At 40.9% G+C, this 16,624-nt stretch carries 15 protein-coding genes and 4 tRNA genes; 8 read left to right on the top strand and 11 right to left on the bottom strand.

Translation table 11 applies throughout. The features are described 5' to 3' along the window. The first annotated feature begins 99 nt into the window (after positions 1 to 99). On the top strand, positions 100 to 915 hold the full coding sequence (locus FTT84_RS04030) for a helix-turn-helix domain-containing protein (protein ID WP_180056731.1): 816 nt from the start codon (positions 100 to 102) through the stop codon (positions 913 to 915). A gap of 117 nt (positions 916 to 1,032) precedes the next feature. Here the strand turns inward: FTT84_RS04030 and FTT84_RS04025 are convergent, their stop codons facing one another. Both FTT84_RS04025 and FTT84_RS04020 read right to left on the bottom strand, forming a co-directional pair. After that, positions 1,033 to 1,674: a fumarylacetoacetate hydrolase family protein gene (locus tag FTT84_RS04025; protein WP_180056733.1), complete on the bottom strand. Its 642-nt coding sequence runs from the start codon at positions 1,672 to 1,674 to the stop codon at positions 1,033 to 1,035. A 28-nt stretch (positions 1,675 to 1,702) separates the two neighbouring features. After that, positions 1,703 to 2,200 carry a YcxB family protein gene (locus FTT84_RS04020; RefSeq protein ID WP_067762883.1) on the bottom strand — a complete coding sequence of 166 codons (498 nt, stop codon included), beginning with the start codon at positions 2,198 to 2,200 and terminating at the stop codon, positions 1,703 to 1,705. A 166-nt stretch (positions 2,201 to 2,366) separates the two neighbouring features. On the opposite strand from FTT84_RS04020, the gene FTT84_RS04015 reads away from it, so the two are divergent. After that, complete coding sequence (locus FTT84_RS04015; RefSeq protein WP_180056736.1) at positions 2,367 to 3,665, top strand: SRPBCC family protein; 1,299 nt, start codon at positions 2,367 to 2,369, stop codon at positions 3,663 to 3,665. Positions 3,666 to 3,765: 100 nt separating this feature from the next. Here the strand turns inward: FTT84_RS04015 and FTT84_RS04010 are convergent. After that, positions 3,766 to 3,842: transfer RNA gene (locus tag FTT84_RS04010), tRNA-Arg, on the bottom strand. A gap of 350 nt (positions 3,843 to 4,192) precedes the next feature. On the opposite strand from FTT84_RS04010, the gene FTT84_RS04005 reads away from it, so the two are divergent. Further along, positions 4,193 to 4,333: a hypothetical protein gene (locus FTT84_RS04005; protein WP_155857599.1), complete on the top strand. Its 141-nt coding sequence runs from the start codon at positions 4,193 to 4,195 to the stop codon at positions 4,331 to 4,333. 93 nt (positions 4,334 to 4,426) lie between these two features. Here FTT84_RS04005 and FTT84_RS04000 read toward each other — a convergent pair. The 3 genes from FTT84_RS04000 to FTT84_RS03990 form a co-directional block, all read right to left on the bottom strand. Beyond that, positions 4,427 to 4,503, bottom strand: a tRNA-Arg gene (locus FTT84_RS04000). A gap of 47 nt (positions 4,504 to 4,550) precedes the next feature. Next, a tRNA-Arg gene (locus tag FTT84_RS03995) sits at positions 4,551 to 4,627 on the bottom strand. Positions 4,628 to 4,642: 15 nt separating this feature from the next. After that, positions 4,643 to 4,732: transfer RNA gene (locus FTT84_RS03990), tRNA-Ser, on the bottom strand. A 265-nt stretch (positions 4,733 to 4,997) separates the two neighbouring features. Between FTT84_RS03990 and rnr the strand changes: the two genes are divergently transcribed. The 5 genes from rnr to FTT84_RS03965 all read left to right on the top strand — a co-directional run bounded on the left by rnr (position 4,998) and on the right by FTT84_RS03965 (position 11,269). Next, complete coding sequence (gene rnr / locus FTT84_RS03985; RefSeq protein ID WP_180056765.1) at positions 4,998 to 7,418, top strand: ribonuclease R; 2,421 nt, start codon at positions 4,998 to 5,000, stop codon at positions 7,416 to 7,418. A gap of 163 nt (positions 7,419 to 7,581) precedes the next feature. Beyond that, on the top strand, positions 7,582 to 9,621 hold the full coding sequence (locus FTT84_RS03980) for a M3 family metallopeptidase (protein WP_180056738.1): 2,040 nt from the start codon (positions 7,582 to 7,584) through the stop codon (positions 9,619 to 9,621). A 40-nt stretch (positions 9,622 to 9,661) separates the two neighbouring features. Further along, positions 9,662 to 9,871, top strand: a complete 210-nt coding sequence (locus FTT84_RS03975; protein ID WP_171256675.1) for a YheV family putative zinc ribbon protein — start codon at positions 9,662 to 9,664, stop codon at positions 9,869 to 9,871. Positions 9,872 to 9,887: 16 nt separating this feature from the next. Continuing rightward, positions 9,888 to 10,325: a hypothetical protein gene (locus tag FTT84_RS03970; protein ID WP_180056740.1), complete on the top strand. Its 438-nt coding sequence runs from the start codon at positions 9,888 to 9,890 to the stop codon at positions 10,323 to 10,325. Between the two features lie 62 nt (positions 10,326 to 10,387). Continuing rightward, positions 10,388 to 11,269: a DMT family transporter gene (locus tag FTT84_RS03965; protein WP_067762889.1), complete on the top strand. Its 882-nt coding sequence runs from the start codon at positions 10,388 to 10,390 to the stop codon at positions 11,267 to 11,269. Positions 11,270 to 11,341: 72 nt separating this feature from the next. Here FTT84_RS03965 and FTT84_RS03960 read toward each other — a convergent pair whose 3' ends face one another. From FTT84_RS03960 to FTT84_RS03940, 5 genes are all read right to left on the bottom strand, one after another. Beyond that, entirely contained in the window at positions 11,342 to 13,543 is a 2,202-nt protein-coding gene (locus FTT84_RS03960) for a TRAP transporter large permease subunit (protein ID WP_180056742.1), read from the bottom strand. Between the two features lie 190 nt (positions 13,544 to 13,733). Beyond that, positions 13,734 to 14,306, bottom strand: coding sequence for a rhombosortase (rrtA, locus tag FTT84_RS03955; protein WP_180056744.1), 573 nt, complete (start codon positions 14,304 to 14,306; stop codon positions 13,734 to 13,736). Between the two features lie 46 nt (positions 14,307 to 14,352). Further along, positions 14,353 to 15,432: a hypothetical protein gene (locus FTT84_RS03950; RefSeq protein WP_067762891.1), complete on the bottom strand. Its 1,080-nt coding sequence runs from the start codon at positions 15,430 to 15,432 to the stop codon at positions 14,353 to 14,355. A gap of 519 nt (positions 15,433 to 15,951) precedes the next feature. Further along, on the bottom strand, positions 15,952 to 16,338 hold the full coding sequence (locus tag FTT84_RS03945) for a hypothetical protein (RefSeq protein ID WP_067762892.1): 387 nt from the start codon (positions 16,336 to 16,338) through the stop codon (positions 15,952 to 15,954). Continuing rightward, positions 16,331 to 16,588, bottom strand: coding sequence for a succinate dehydrogenase assembly factor 2 (locus FTT84_RS03940; RefSeq protein ID WP_067762893.1), 258 nt, complete (start codon positions 16,586 to 16,588; stop codon positions 16,331 to 16,333). Before FTT84_RS03940 ends, FTT84_RS03945 begins: the two co-directional genes overlap by 8 nt. Between the last annotated feature and the right edge of the window lie 36 nt (positions 16,589 to 16,624).

The following is a 16,624-nucleotide window of genomic DNA, read 5'->3' as shown; positions in this document are numbered from 1 at the left end:
TTCACTCGATAATATGATAGATGACACTATAAAGCTGTCTGAAATAAAATATATACTTCAATACAGACAAAATATCTTCTTATTCAGGCAAATTTAATCATGCGTCATAAAGCTCATTTAGAAACAGCATCATTGAAGCAGCTGCCAACCAATGACCTCATTCAAGCCCCGCTTTGGATGAGCTTTCGTAACGACCCTGCTTTGTCTGTCTATCCTGTCCATGGGCATGCGTGGGGAGAATTTGTTTATGCCTTTAATGGTGTGATGGAGGTCAATATTGACCACGTCGATTACATTACACCTCCACCGTATGGCATTTGGTTACCACCAAATTTAGAACATAGCGGTTTAAACCGTACCGCTGTTTCGCATGGTACGTTATATATTCATGAATCTTTATGTCACCAGCTTCCCAAGCAAGCAGGAATCTTACTCAGCTCGCCATTAGTCACGGCATTATTTACCCATCTTAGAGTTCTACATGACAATCCTGAGCTAGATGAAAATTCGGTTGAATATCAGCGCTTATTACATGTCTTGCTCGACCAACTTCATCAAGCCAATTTAGTCAGTAGTTATTTACCGCACTCCGAGCATCCTGCGCTAAAACAAATTTTAGACTTTCTCCATCAACATCCTGCCGATCAAAGCACGTTAGATGAATTGGCCCAACGCATTAACATGACAGAGCGTACCCTTGCACGCTACTGCCAAAAAGAATTAGGCATGTCTCTACATGAATGGCGTCAACGACTTAAAGTGACCAAAGCCATGACAATGCTGAATTCTGGCCAAAAAGTCGAAAGTATCGCGCTCGAACTGGGTTATGCCAATGCATCCGCCTTCATTAATATGTTCAAAAAATGGATGCTGTGTACTCCTGATCAATTTCGTAAGTCAGGACTCAGTGGATAATTTTTGCAAATTCAAATTAGTTTACGCAATTGTCTTTTCAATGCATTTATTTATGCTGTACTTATCTTATAAAAAAGGCTGCACCAAGCAGCCTTTTATTTAACTCACCGATAAAGATTACTTCACAAAGGTTTTCCACACGTAGTCTTGATCTTTACCTTTAAGCGTCATGCTTAATTGATCACCTGCATTTAATGCAGCAACACCTGCTGGTGTACCCGTCATGACCACATCACCCGCTTCTAAGCTAAATACTTGGCTAATATCTGCAAGCAATGTACCCACATCAAAAATAAGCAATGCGGTATCCCCTTTTTGGCGCAGCTCATTGTTAATTTCAAAGGTGTAATGTACATCTTTCCAATCAGTTACCACATCTGCTACATCAACCCAGTCCGCAAGCATACACGAACCATCAAAGGCTTTTGCACGCTCCCAAGGATGACCTTTTTTCTTCAAATCATCTTGTAAGTCGCGTAAGGTTAAATCCAAGCCTAATGTCACTGCACCTACCGCTTCTAATGCTTTTGCAGGATCAGTTTCAGCCTTCAAAGGGCGGTCAATACGTAAACTTAATTCACATTCATAATGACAGTTGCCCCATTCTACGTTCCAAGCAATGCCATCCTCTAAAGAAATGAGCGCACTCGGTGGCTTAATAAACAATACCGGATGATCTGGAATAGCATTGCCTAACTCTTTGGCATGATCGGCATAACTACGACCCACACAAATAATTTTAGATGGACGTGATGACATGGGCTTCCCTCCGATGAAATGTTTAAATTTATTTTTTAAAAGTATTCACAAAGATACTTTGATCTGCCGGATTAGCAAAAGCACTTTTAGGCACAATGATGACCGTCTTGCTTTTTAATTCGATCATATAGGTGTGTTTACCTTCAGCAAAAGTTGCAACTTCAGCATAATTGAAGACATTTTTACGACCGTTGGCATGAATCTCCGCATAGTCTTGAAATAAATCAATACCTTGCTCACTTTTGCCTAATTGATATTTTACAAACTGACGTTTAAACATCATCGGTAAAAACCAATAGCGCATTAACCCTTGTAATAACAAGAAAAATGCACCAAGCCCCACATAGTAAGCACCAACACCATTTACACCAAGGTAAATACCCCAAATGATAATCCCGACACTAATCGCAGGCGTTAAAAAGCGAGTAAATTGCTTTTTGCCAAAGGTTGCCAATGCAAAACCATCCTGTGATTCTTCAAGATTTAAAAAATAGCGCAGTGATAATGCTGGTTGAGTCTCAGACATAAGCGTAAATACATGAAAAGTTAATTTGGGCTAAATACTACACCACATTTCTATTGATCTTCATGCTTTTTAAGCTTTGGATGTAACACTTCACTACTTTCAAACACGCAAAAAATGTTTTAAAACATCTGCAATAAAAAATACGCAGATACAGGAAGTATTGCAGATGAAAAAAATAATAATGTCTGTGCTGCTATGTACGTGCTGGATGAGCACGACAAGTTGGGCACGCATGATTCACTGGCAAGCTGATGTACCAAGCAGCCTTGATTTGTTTCAGGGTCAAGCCCATGCTTTAGCTGATCTGGCCGCAGATCGTATCGTCATTTTTGCCCATCCAACCCAACACATTCGCTTACCCACCATGGGCACTCGTCAAAGTAAAATTGGGCAATACCAAAGCGCTGCGGTGGTCGTTCCAACTAACAGTAAAAATGTCGCGCGACTGCTGTCGAATTACAGCAATTATGCTGGCTTATTTCCCACGCTCAAATCCGCTGAAGTCGTTGAGCAACACGGTAATCTCAGCCAAGTACGCTATAAAATTCATATCCCAACCCCGATTCCGGTACTGAATTTTAAAGAATCAGTATTGATGCAGCACCAACTTCAGGGCAACAGTTTGACCAGTTTAATTTTAGAAGCACCTGTTCCCTTTGGTGCAGGGAAAATTGAATGGTTTGAACTGGATAAAAATCACACCTTAATTACCATTACCCAGTGGGGCGATCTCGATCAGCCAAAAGGATTTTTATTCAGTAAAATTTTAAAGGCTTTACCAGATGCCAAATTGGGAATACCCGCAGGAACCAATGGCTTCCTTCTTGAATCCTTACAGCGTCGCTTCAAAGCATTTAGCAGTGAAACACTTGCCGCTGGTCAACTCCCAAAGCTGCAACTTAATCGTAACCAACTTGAAAAAATCAGTCAGCTGAGTCAGCGCTCTCAAGCACCAGTGTCATTTATCCTACCTGCTCAGCGTGTTCCTTACGGGCAAAATTATGAACTTATGCGCTTTAGTAGCAGTTATCAATATTACTTGCAAAATCCATCTAAACTACAGCACTGGATAGCCGCACCTGCATTTCAAAAACTTTTTCCAAGACAAGTCAAAGAAATGCAGATCACCAAACTTAATGCAAAGACCATTGATGCAGACTATAAAATTTCAGTTGGTCTTGGGGTAATTAATATCCCCTTCGATTTTAAAATGCGTTTTGATTATCCAGATTTGTTGCAAAACCAATATACCGCGACAGGGGGGGATCTACAGTTTGTCCGAGGTTCAATGCAAATTCATCCACAACAGCAAGGTTCTTTATTACAACTGACCAGCGCCATGAAAATTGATGATAAAGCACCGTTTTTACTACGTGCAATGCGCAGTCTGCCTTATCACGATATGCTTCCAGCTTTGGGTGGAAATACGGTTTTTGCATTGAAAGTTAAAGAAAAACTCAGCTGATTAAATCAACTGAATGATGTGAAATTATATAATCGGTTTTAGCTATATTTCAGACACAAAAAAACCGCAACATGTGCGGTTTTTTCTAACTTGATCAAGTTGGTGCGCTCAGAGAGATTCGAACTCCCGACCCCTTAGTTCGTAGCCAAGTGCTCTATCCAGCTGAGCTATGAGCGCGACGTCTTGATGTGGCTCATTATACGTGATTATTATTATTTGTTAAGTGCTATTTTAATAAAATTGATACAACTGCCTAGATATTAAACATTAATAGCTTTGAAGTATTAAAAATTAAGCAAATGTAGTCGAGCTATGCTTATTTTATATGACAACGTTCCTACCCTTTTGAATGATTACACAGAAAAATAATAAGACCATCAAAAAACACTGGTCTTTAAAATCCAGCATCACAGATCCAACTTAAACACTCAACACCTAACATTCAATCATTAAATAACAAAACCAAAGCAGCGAATTTAATCACTGCTGCAAAAAATCAGGCATTGATTTTATTGGGGTAAATTTTTATGTACTATTTTCTATGTGGTACTTTTCTATTTGGTGCTGTAAATTTTGTTCATCATATTGACCGATCATTTACCAACCTAAAACCAATACGCATTGGCTATGCACTCATTGCACTTGATGGCTTTCGCTCTATCCACTGACTTGCACAGACAATCATGGCATTGTTAAATATTTGATGTAACTCAAATTTCAGGCACAAAAAAACCGCAACATGTGCGGTAATTTGTTCAAGTTGGTGCGCTCAGAGAGATTCGAACTCCCGACCCCTTAGTTCGTAGCCAAGTGCTCTATCCAGCTGAGCTATGAGCGCTAAACTTGTGTGCCTTTAACGGCTTACGTTACTTTAAACTTACTTATTGGTGCGCTCAGAGAGATTCGAACTCCCGACCCCTTAGTTCGTAGCCAAGTGCTCTATCCAGCTGAGCTATGAGCGCGACATAAGTAAATCGTGGCGGTGAGAGAGGGATTCGAACCCTCGATACAGTTGCCCGTATGCATCCTTAGCAGGGATGTGGTTTCAGCCACTCACCCATCTCACCGTAACGTGCGGCCATAATACAAAGATCGAGGGGGGACTGCAAGCTCCGTCTTTATATTTTTTTCATTTTTTTGTTCAATTAGATACTTTTTAAACGATTTGAATAAATCCTTCTGATAAAAGTCGATATTCCGTCCATCTCTACGGCTTTTCATGCTTAAACATCGTAAAATATGTTTTGAAAACACTTTATTGCAATCAATTACGTGCAGTATCGCGCAGCATGTCTTATGCTAATCCTAATCTTCTAATTTGAAGTCAAATACATTATGAAAAACTGGGTCGACCCCGAAGCGAAAGCTGAAGCCGAACGTTATGAAAATCCAATTCCGAGTCGTACTTTAATTCAAGAGACGATTGAACAACTGAATACTCCCCTATCTCATGCTGATTTTGTGGAGCACTTTGCAATTGCTGATCAAAAAAGTATTGATGCATTAAGTCATCGTCTGATTGCGATGGTTCGTGATGGTCAGTTGATGAAAGATGGATTTAAGTTCCAGCTTGCAGCTGAGCAACCGACTCATGAAGCAACGGTTTATATCAATTCTAAAGGTATGGGAACTGCAAGTGTCAGCGGTTCTGACGACTTATTATTACCAGAGCGTGAGCTACGCCAAGTATTTAATGGCGACCGTGTTAAAGTACGTCAAACTTCAGTTGACCGTAAAGGTAAAGCGTGGGGCTTTATTACTGAAGTATTGCAACATCGTGTTAAACAAATTATTGGTAAAGTGTCGGAATATGAGGGTGAATATTTTATTCAACCTGCCAATCCAAATGCACACCAACCGATTACCCTCGAAAAAGAATTAATTGAACATGCCAAAGTAAAATTAGGCGATTCAGTACGTGTCGAAATTGACGACTATCCAACCAAAGAAGAATTTGCGACAGGCCACATTATTCAGTCTATGGCGGACAAAGCAGATACTGAAATCATCATTCCACAAACCATTTTGGAATATGGTCTGCCTTACGAATTCCCTGATGAAGTTCAAAAAGAAGCCGATAGCTTTAAAGAACCATCAGAACAAGATCGTCAAGGTCGTGTCGATTTACGTGATTTAGCTTTAGTCACCATTGATGGTGAAGATGCCCGTGACTTTGATGATGCCGTTTATGCTGAAAAACGTCCGGGTGGCGGTTATCGTGTGGTTGTTGCGATTGCCGATGTGAGTCACTATGTTCGTCTAGGTAAACCATTGGATGATGAAGCACAGGAACGTGGTACTTCGGTGTACTTCCCTCACTTCGTTTTACCGATGTTACCAGAAGCACTTTCCAACGGTTTATGTTCGCTGAATCCAAACCTGGACCGCTTATGTATGGTTTGTGATTTGAATTTATCACGTGCCGGTCGTGTGACGAAATTTGAATTCTATCCGGGTGTGATGCATTCCAAAGCACGTCTGACCTATACCCAAGTTGCGGAATACTTCGATGGCAACAGTCAAGCCATTCCAGAAGACCGTGATGTACGTAAATCAGTCAATACTTTATTCCAACTCTATCAAGTCCTCAAAGGCTTACGTGCTGAACGTCATGCCATGGAATTTGAAACCGTTGAAACGTATATGACCTTTGATGAGCTGGGTGGTATTAAAGAAATCCTACCGCGTACACGTAATGATGCACATAAGCTAATTGAAGAGTGCATGTTACTGGCAAACGTTGCCGCAGCTGAATATGCATTGAAAAATGAAATTCCGATGCTTTACCGTGTACATGAGCCACCAGAGTTTTCACGTATTCAAAAGGTTCGTGACTTTGTTAAATTGCTGGGCTTACCGTTCCCTGAACAACCAACGCAAGCAGATTATCAAGCCGTAATTGAAGCAACCAAAGACCGTATTGATGCCCCGAGCATTCATGCCGTTTTATTACGCTCCATGATGCAGGCATATTATGGTGCCAATAATTCAGGACACTTTGGTTTAGCATATGAGGCTTATACTCACTTCACATCACCAATTCGTCGTTATCCTGACTTATTACTTCATCGTGCGATTAAAGCACAATTGAAGAAAAAACCATATCCTATTTCAGGTGCTGCTTTAGATGATGCGGGTGAGCATTTCTCTGCGACTGAACGCCGTGCTGATGAAGCCTCTCGCTCTGTGACTACATGGTTAAAATGCCATTATATGCAGCAGCATTTGGGTGAAGAGTTTGTTGGTACCATCAGTGCAACAGCTGAATTTGGCCTATTCGTGACCCTCAAAGATTTGTACGTCGATGGCATGATTCATGTTAGCCAATTGGGTGATGACTTCTTTGTTTATGACCAAGCCAGTCAAAGTCTTGTCGGTCAAGCACGTGGTCAAGCCTTTAGTTTAGGAGATGAAGTCAAAATTAAAGTTGCGGGGGTAAATCTCGAAGAACGTAAAATTGATTTTGAGTTAATTCAGCAACTGAGCCACGGTGGTCGCGCTATTCGTGCACGTGCGCCCCGCGTTGCCAAAGCTACAGCGAAAGAAGAAGTTTTTGGTGAGCGTAAAACTACGGCCAGCGAAGATGGAGAACAGCCCATACGACGCAAAAAAAGCAAATCGAAGCCCAGTTCTTTCAGCAAAAAACCTGCTAAAAAATCTGCAGCAAAGTCTGAAACAAAGGCTAAAGATAAAGTGAAGAAAAAATCTAAACCGAAAAAGAAAAAATCCAATGCAAAATCATCTGCGGATTAAGGTTTAGAAATAAAGAGCGCTTCGGCGCTCTTTTTTTATCTTTATAAAATCCCCATATTCCAAAATAGCTAGAAAAAACCAATTAAAAAGGACTGAGCCTTGATTTCCTTAGCTTGAAGCCTTACTTCTATAGTTAACACAAGAGATTAATGTAGACATCAACATGACTTTAGAAAAGGCAACATTACCTGTTCCACAATTTGACCAAATCACATTGGAACAGCTGAAAGAAAAAATTCAAAGCGCCATTCAACAAGGTCAGCAATTTCTCAATGAATTAACAGAAGTCCCTGATTCGATTCAGCAACAACTGAATACCTTAGAACAAGTTGATCGCCTAGAAAATAATATGAGCGAAGCTTGGGGCGTGTTGTCACACTTAAATGCCGTGATGAACAATGCTGAAACCCGTGAACTTTATCAGTCCTTATTACCAGGCCTAAGTGAGTACTACACTCAACTAGGTCAACACACTGCTTTATATCAAACCTATCAACATGCGCATGATAATGGTTTATTTGATACCTTCCCTGCAGCACAGCAAAGTGCGATTAAATTAGCACTCCGTGATTTCAAACTTTCAGGTGTGGCTTTAGAAGGCGAAGCCAAAAAACGTTATGCTGAGATTTCAGCACGTTTGTCACAGCTATCATCAGACTTCTCCAACCATGTTTTGGATGCAACCCAAGCCTACTTTAAGCCTTTAACAGAAGCTCAGTTAAAAGGTTTACCTCAAGGCAGCATTGAATTACTCAAACAGTATGGTCAGCAACGCGAATTAGGCCAAGCTGTCGCAACATTAGATTTTCCTTCGTACATTGCAATTATGACCTATGCGGAAGATCGTGACGTCCGCGAAGCATTGTATAAAGCATATACCACTCGTGCGTCTGATCAATCTGAGCAAACTCAATTTGATAACACACAAGTAATGGAAGAAATTCTGCAACTACGTCAGGAAATGGCGACGTTATTAGGTTTTAATAACTACGCCGAACTTTCATTGGCCAGCAAAATGGCGCCCAATGTCGAAACAGTCGATCAGTTCCTCATTGAACTAGCAGAACACGCACGAGCACCAGCGGAAAAAGAAATCGCTGAACTCAAAGCCACCGCTGCACAAGACGGCATAACAGAGCTACAACCCTGGGATGCAACCTATTATTCTGAAAAGCTCAAGGTCCAACAATTCAACCTGTCTCAAGAAGACCTCAAACCCTACTTCCCTGCACCCAAAATCATTCAAGGTTTGTTCAGCATCGTCAACCGTCTATACGGCATTGAAATTATTCAACGTGAAGCGCCAGTATGGCATACGGATGCTCATTACTTTGAACTTGAAGATCAAGGCCAAGTGATTGGTGGTTTCTACTTTGACCTGTATGCGCGAAGTGGCAAACGTGGCGGTGCGTGGATGAGTGGTTTCCGTTCTCGTATGCAAACTGAGAAAGGCTTACAAAAGCCAATTTGCTATATGGTGTGTAACTTTACCCCACCTGTAGGTGACCAACCTGCACTATTAACCCATGATGAAGTCACCACTCTATTCCACGAGTTTGGACATGGTTTACATCACATGCTGACTGAAGTGGATAATATTGCTGTGGCAGGCACACATGGCGTGGCATGGGATGCGGTGGAATTACCTAGTCAGTTCATGGAGTTTTGGACGTGGGATCAAGAAAGTTTAGATCTACTCAGCGAACATATCGAATCAAAACAAACATTACCTGCTAAGTTACTTAAAGCTCTACAAGATGCTCGTTTCTTCCAATCAGGTATGCAAACCTTACGTCAAATTGAATTTGCCATGTTCGACTTAAACATCCATAAAGCAAACCCTGCTTTAGATGCATCTGGTATCCAATCGACCTTAGACGAAATTCGTCAAAAATATGCTGTTGTACCAACTGTTAGTTACAACCGTTTCCAACATGGCTTCAGTCATATTTTCGCAGGCGGCTATGCAGCTGGTTATTATTCATACAAATGGGCAGAAGTTTTGGCCAGTGATGCCTTCGATCGCTTCGAAAAAGAAGGAATTTTTAACACTGCGACTGGCAAGTCGTTTAGACAATTTATTCTAGCAGTTGGCGGAAAAGATACAGCACTTGATGCATTTATCAATTTCCGCGGACGCGAGCCAAAAATAGATGCTTTGCTTCGTCATCAAGGTTGGACTAACGCATCTAAAAACGCTTAAACTAACGACCTTAGTTAGATTCAAGGTAAGTATGATGACCATTAAACGACGTTTCATTGCAGGCGCTAAATGTCCAAAATGCCAGGCGATGGATCGGGTTGTCATGCTCACCTCTGGTGAAGACGAGTGGATTGAATGCATTGATTGTGGTTACAGTGAAAATCGACCGACTCATGTCGATCAACCTGAACAACCCGCCGTGCCAGACGATATCGGTGTGATCCAATTTAAGCCACGTCAGCCTAAATAAAAATTAAGGTCAAACAATGACAGAAGATCAAAGACATAATCCAAAATTGTTAGTGGGAATCATTGGGGGCTTAACCATTCTGATTGCAGTATTTTTTGCATATCAATGGTTCAGCAACAATACTGAACAAAATAATGTTCATGAAGAAGAGATGGTTACTAAGCCTGCAAAACCGGCTGTGGCTACGCCAATTGAATCTATGTCAGAAGCCTCAGCACCATTAGCTGAAACTGAAATGGTTAAACTGGTAGAAGAAAATATCACTGAACTTCCTGTTCCAGAGAATGCGTCCTTGGCGAAAGAAGAAATTGCCAAACTGGATGACATTCAATCTCAGTTAAATGATCAAGAAACAACATTAAAGCAACAACATAATGATGCTGATGAGTTAATCAAACTCAAAGAAGAACAAATCAAATTACTTGAAGCGCAGTTAGCTCAACAAGCTAAATAATGCAGCAGTATAATTCGCACTATATGGGCTAGAATACCAACAGATATTCTGGCCTTATTTTTATGTCTTACATCTCCAGTACACCCAACATTCCCAAAGCCATTGGGTTACTCATGCTTTCTGCATTGCTGTTTTCTTTAATGGGTGTTTGTATTCGTTATGCGTCACATACCGTGGACAATGCCAGCATTGTTTTCTTTCGTAATGTGGTCGGATTATTTATTTTTCTGCCTTTTATTCTAGGTAAAGGTACAGTATTTTTTAAAACTGAAAAACTCTGGATGCATACTTGGCGCTCTGTCGTCGGCTTGATTGCCATGTATGGATTTTTCTACGCCATTGCAAATCTAAAACTATCAAATGCCATGGTCTTTACCTATTCCTCTCCCATCTTCATTCCATTGATTGCTTGGCTATTTTTAAAAGAAAAAATGACAGCATCTATGCTGTTGGCCGCCATCGTTGGCTTATTTGGCGTGCTATTCGTCGCCAAACCAGATGCAGGAATGTTTAACCAATTGTCTTTGATCGGCCTTACTGCCAGCTTCCTTGCTGCGATGGCGTTTGTCACTGTACGAGCCCTCACTGCAACCGAGCCACCCGAACGTATCGTCTTTTATTTTTGCTTTTTCGGTACACTCATTTCAATGATTCCCATGTTTTGGCTGTGGCGACCATATACTTTAAAGGAACTGGCCTTTTTAATCGGTGCCGGTCTACTTGCCAATATCAGCCAAATTGTGATGTCCAATGCCTACAAATTAGCACCTGCAGGTCAAATTGGCCCTGTGAATTATGTCGCCATCATTTTTGCAGGTATTTGGGGATATTTGATGTGGCAAGAAGTTCCTGATCTATATAGCTTAGTCGGTTTTGCTTTTATCTTAATAGCGATTATTTTGTGTAGTCCCATTTTACAAAGCAAACTAAAAAAATCCGAGTAACAAACGCTACAAACTAAATAAAAAAGCACCCGAAGGTGCTTTTTTAAGTTTTAATGGGTTTAAGCCAAATTTTTATTTATACCAATCAAATAATTTGAAAATGTAAGGTGCGTACGTCACGATCAGTAGCGATGGGAACAATACCAAAATCGGTAAAATCCAACGCTCATAACGGTAGTAGAAATTGGTGTATTTCTCTTTTGCTTCCGCATCTGCTGCACGCACTTCTTCGTCCCCGACCGACAATCGTGTCAGCAAGTGATTCAATGCAACAGGTGGAGATACATAGCCCAACTCGAATGCAACCAATACAATCATCCAGAAATGAATCGGATGGATACCATTTTCATAAGCCACAGGTGCAATCGTTGCCGCCACTAGAATCACCGCACCAAATGGGTCTGTCGTCATTCCAATAATTGCCAGTAGAAGTGCAATGAATGCCAATGAAATGTAGATATTACCTAAATGTGTCGGTAACAATTCCACAATTTCAGTACGCTCGATTAAACCACCAACACTTGCTGAGAGTGCCATCAAAATAATCAAAGCACCAATATGTCCAACCGTTTCAGAAGACGCATACCAAATTGAACTGCGGAACCCACGACGGTTGACCCCATGCCCACCATGTTCACGCATAAATTCAGATTTTTGTTCATGCTGCAAACTAAGCTGTGCATGCGCATCGACAGTCTGAGATGTAAAACGATCTGAGAACCAGCGATCAAACATGATGTATACAATTAAAATGATAGGCAACACAACTGGTGCTGTGAACTCGTCCATTTGGGTGTCTAGACCGTATTTATAGAAAGCAATCACAATCAGTGTCAGTACAATGTAAGGGATTACTGGAACGAATGCTTTTAACATACCCGGAACAGCAACTTTTGGCGACGCAACACGGAAGCGCGTTTCAGCCAAGAACAGTGAAATACCGAGGAATAAAAATGCCGTTAGCCAGAAGACATAAATACCATGATCAAATAATTCATCCGAGGTTACATGACGACTATCTAACATCGAAATTAAGATAATCAATAGACATGGACGAATCACTACACCCAATGAACCTGACATCGCTGAAACAGCTAGAGCAAACTGACGACGTGAACCTGCATTCCACACTTCTTTATAAATGATCGCACCTGCTGCAACAACGAAGATCCCCGATGCACCGGTATAGGCGGTAGGAATTGCGGCAGCGATTAGAATCAACCATGTCAATGTTTCAGGCGCTAGATTCCATGGACGTAAAATTCCAAGGAACAAATCCATCACACGGGTTTGTGTCAGCAACATCCCCGCCCAGATAAACAGTGCAAGGTTTAAGAAAATGCCTGAGAACTCAACCAACTGTCCGAGGTAAATCCCTTGCCCCATTGGATAATCCATGAAGAAGGTAAAGGCAATACCTGTGATAATGGCCATAAAGGCATATAAAGGTACACTCAATAATGCCAAACCAATATTTCCGGCCCCTGGCTCTTTTGCTGCAGGTGGCTTGAAAAATTGATAAATACTAATCAGTGTGACAATTCCAAAGAGTGCTAACCACAACCAATATACTGCCAAGGTTTCATTGGTCGATTTCACCCCAGAGTTCAACACAGAATTGAATTGGCTATACACAGAGAATGTCAGTAAGCCGTTACCAATCGCCATGAACAATGCATAAACTTTATAATCCAAGCGAGTGGTCGGTGCACGAAGTCCGATATGATGGAATTTGACTGAAGCAGTAATCGCTGAAACCAAAACCATCAACAGTAAAATCAGGACACGGTTTTCAGAACCAAATTTAAAAATACCAAAGAACGTCGTTTCAATCGTACGGTAAGTACGAATACTTGGATGTTCATCTAAGTAATTTTTAGCTTTGTCATAAAATTGGAATTTTTCTTCACATTGCTGTACGCCCGCCATGACAGAAGCACGTACATCTGCTTCAGTCGCTGTCCCAAAAATATCAGCAAACTCATCAGCAGCATTGGCTTTCATTTGTGTTTGTACCAACGCATCTACGTTGGGGTGGCGGTCACAATCTGGCTTTGTGGGTTCCGCACGTAAGAATGAATATTGCATGCCAATGCTTTCATTGCCGTACAAACGCTCACCAGTACGTAAAAGCTGACCATGAATCATCTCCCCTGTACCAATAATCAATGTAAGCAGAAGCAAGATCAACACGACTAGAGTCGAAATCCATTCTGTCCAGACATAACGTAACAGCCCGACGATGCCGGATCTGTTGTGTTCATCATTTTGCATGAGTCTTCCTATTTTTTATTTTGGATGACTGCATCAACAGTTCATCCCTGTCCTTTTTGGCTCGAGTATTTCCTTCCTCTTGCCACACTGTTTTATTATTGCCTTTCAATGTGCATGAATTTGATCAGAATAAAATGACAATATGTATTTTCTTTTCTGTTTTTTTGTCAACTCTGTCGCTATTCAATCATTATTTATCAAATAAATAGCTACCGACGATATAACCTATCGCAAGGATAACACCACCAATCACACCCAATAAATGCGCTTCCACCAATACTGGACTGCCAATTAACTCTGCGGTTCCAGTATTCCCAATGGTATTTTCCCACACCAATTTTGCCAAGATTAGAAACAACACAAATGCGGCGAAATTACGCTCGCGTTTATACATGAGGTGCACACATGCAACTGCAACATAAGCACCATGTAGCACGCCAGATAATCCAGCATAGGCTTCAATATCAGGTAAAAAGAAATAAAAGCTGAGACTAATCAGCGGCGATAAAATGAGTAAAATCGCAATGAAATGCCATACTGCGGCACGCGGAAAAATGAAGGGTAAGCAAATAAATGCCAACATATTAAGGAAAAAATGAATCCAGCCTACATGCACCCAATGCGCAGTCCACAAACGCCAAAAGTCGTGAAATAAGGTATCTTGCCAATAAATGAAATGGTCTTTAAATACCTGTAAACATGCGCAAAGAGAAACGAAAATTGCTAAAAAAACAATTTTCTGTACCAAAAATTGTGTTTTCATTTTCATTTCTCCTGCTACTTAGAGGTGGAGTTCAGAAAGTGAATGCTTATTCAGAGGATTCACTCGTAGTTGCTGTGCTTGCTCCATCTGCATCGCCACCAAATAAATCATCCAACTCTGAACTGTCTGAAGATTCATCCCAGAATGATTCCATACCATCATCTCCAGTACGTACACCTGTGTGCTCGGTCCAGTAGCGATCAGATATCCCTTTCACCATACTTTCAGCCATACTATCAATCAGTTTAAATTGTGGATTGACAGGCTTTTCATCTGAACGTGCTTTTGCAAAGGTACGTAATGCATCACGAATTTTGGCATCATCACCACTGGCTTGTGCTGCAACAGCATAGAGTGCATGTGATAAACGCACGCCTTTTTGCTCACCAATCTGAGTCGATTGTTTTAAGGTTTGATATGGATCAGGTTTGCCATCACCCGCACCTGGTAATAAGGTCCAAATGACCGCACGTGTCGCATTTGGTGCACCCCAGAATTTTTCATTGTTTAGGCAAACCATGCCACGCTCAACGATCGCAGCAATATCTTTCGGCACGTTTACTGCGCCACCAGAATTAATATCGTTGGTCATTGACTGCAAACCGCTCAACATACCGAGCATGTAAACGGTTTGATCAATATCGCTGTTCATTTTTGGGCAACCTTCGCCCAATTCTTTCTTATATTTTTTTTCGTAACGATCTTGGAAAAGCTTATAGCCTGTGTATTGACGCTGTGCAGCGAGTGCAGCCCAACGCTTTTGTTCAACACGGGCATCTTGTGCTTCAGCCACTTGGTTTGACTTCGATGCACGTAGATAACGCAACTCAGCTTCTAATGCTTTTTGTTCGGCACAAATCCCTGCTGCGGAATACATTAAAACTGCAACACGCGTTGGATCTGCCCCCATATCTTTGGTCGCCATAATGGCTGGGGTTAATGATGTTCCGCTATTACACACCATTTCAGCATCTTCCATCGCTAGAATCGGCGGAACAATATGCTTTTCGGTAAATCCAAGTGCAACGTTGGCACCCGTTTTCACAACCTGTGAACAACCCGCTAATAATGTACTTGTTATTGCTATAACTGCCACACCCTGGCATATTTTTTGGACGCTCGACATTTTCCTGTCCTCTATAATTGTGTTTATGTCCATCTCGACAAACATATCAGAAGCAAAAAGTGAATTAAAGAGTATTTGCTCTAATTTGAGTGACACACTCTGCCATGTTTCAAAATCGAAGCAATTGACTGTTTTTTTAGAAATACCAAATTTTGGGCAAAAAAAAGTAGCATAGCGACGGTTCGGCACATGCTACTTATTAACTGTGAAAGCGTTGTATCGCTTATTTTTGGGTTAACTGTTCCTTCAGCACTGTTCCTAGTCGTCCAACAACAATCGCCAACACAATTGCTATCACCAGAAACATCCAAGTAGGCATCATCATGATGTTTTCCTCAATACGCTGTGGGTAAAGCTAATATAGCTGTAGAAATATTCGGCAGGCGTTTAAATTGTCTGACAATCTAAATATTTTACCAATTGTTTGTCATTTTGTTAGACAAAACAATTGGTAAATAGAATTAAGAATTTGTTTTTTAATGTTTTTTATTTTCAATTATTTTGAAGCGTGTCTAACAATCAGAGCATTTTTGCCAATACTTTGAGTGATTTCCACTGTTTGAATGGGAGCTGATCTCGCCAAATAATGATGGGTTTGGCACGTGCATGTAAGAAATACACAACGATATAGGCTTGGTGATCTAGAATATGACTGATTTGCACACGCTGCACTGGACGGTTAATTAACTGCAAATTCCAGTCGCTACCATCCAAGTATTCCAAAGATGTAATTTTTAAAGTCTTACGGAAAAAAAGCACATACACAACCAAGCCGAGCATAAAACAAATCGCCCAAAGTACGACAGGTAAAAGCTGGTATAGAAGTGTCATTAAAACTGCGAAAATAAAAAACTGAAACGCATGTGACAAAAAACTGCGTTTCAGTTTGAAGTGCCGATTATCCATGTACGTAATGTTTTAGCTTATGAATAAAAGTTTTTAATTCTGGACGTGGAGGTTCACTCACTTCCATAAACCAATCCAATAGATCTGGATCTTCTGCAGCAACCAATTCAGCAAACATTTCTTTTTCAGCTGGATCTGCTTGCAAATAGTAGCCTTTTACATAGGGATCAAAATAAACATCTATCTCTTTTAAGCCACGACGCGCACGGTAAATCACCTTGCGTTCTTCTAAGCTGATTTCATCAGTCATAGTATTCCCCAATCTTAGAACTTGCTTAGTTTACCT

This window comes from Acinetobacter sp. YH01019, from assembly GCF_013420285.1.
GTDB classification, from domain to species: domain Bacteria; phylum Pseudomonadota; class Gammaproteobacteria; order Pseudomonadales; family Moraxellaceae; genus Acinetobacter; species Acinetobacter gandensis.
This window is presented reverse-complemented; position numbering and strand designations above follow the sequence as displayed.

What these genes read in the sequence shown, in the direction of transcription:
- FTT84_RS03965 (WP_067762889.1), top strand. Translation starts at nt 10,388, where the DNA reads ATGTCTTACATCTCCAGTACACCCAACATTCCCAAAGCCATTGGGTTA.
- FTT84_RS03945 (WP_067762892.1), bottom strand. Translation starts at nt 16,338, where the DNA reads ATGGATAATCGGCACTTCAAACTGAAACGCAGTTTTTTGTCACATGCG.
- FTT84_RS03950 (WP_067762891.1), bottom strand. Translation starts at nt 15,432, where the DNA reads ATGTCGAGCGTCCAAAAAATATGCCAGGGTGTGGCAGTTATAGCAATA.
- FTT84_RS03960 (WP_180056742.1), bottom strand. Translation starts at nt 13,543, where the DNA reads ATGCAAAATGATGAACACAACAGATCCGGCATCGTCGGGCTGTTACGT.
- FTT84_RS03940 (WP_067762893.1), bottom strand. Translation starts at nt 16,588, where the DNA reads ATGACTGATGAAATCAGCTTAGAAGAACGCAAGGTGATTTACCGTGCG.
- FTT84_RS03970 (WP_180056740.1), top strand. Translation starts at nt 9,888, where the DNA reads ATGACAGAAGATCAAAGACATAATCCAAAATTGTTAGTGGGAATCATT.
- FTT84_RS04020 (WP_067762883.1), bottom strand. Translation starts at nt 2,200, where the DNA reads ATGTCTGAGACTCAACCAGCATTATCACTGCGCTATTTTTTAAATCTT.
- FTT84_RS04030 (WP_180056731.1), top strand. Translation starts at nt 100, where the DNA reads ATGCGTCATAAAGCTCATTTAGAAACAGCATCATTGAAGCAGCTGCCA.
- rrtA (WP_180056744.1), bottom strand. Translation starts at nt 14,306, where the DNA reads ATGAAAACACAATTTTTGGTACAGAAAATTGTTTTTTTAGCAATTTTC.
- FTT84_RS04005 (WP_155857599.1), top strand. Translation starts at nt 4,193, where the DNA reads ATGTACTATTTTCTATGTGGTACTTTTCTATTTGGTGCTGTAAATTTT.
- FTT84_RS03980 (WP_180056738.1), top strand. Translation starts at nt 7,582, where the DNA reads ATGACTTTAGAAAAGGCAACATTACCTGTTCCACAATTTGACCAAATC.
- FTT84_RS04015 (WP_180056736.1), top strand. Translation starts at nt 2,367, where the DNA reads ATGAAAAAAATAATAATGTCTGTGCTGCTATGTACGTGCTGGATGAGC.
- FTT84_RS04025 (WP_180056733.1), bottom strand. Translation starts at nt 1,674, where the DNA reads ATGTCATCACGTCCATCTAAAATTATTTGTGTGGGTCGTAGTTATGCC.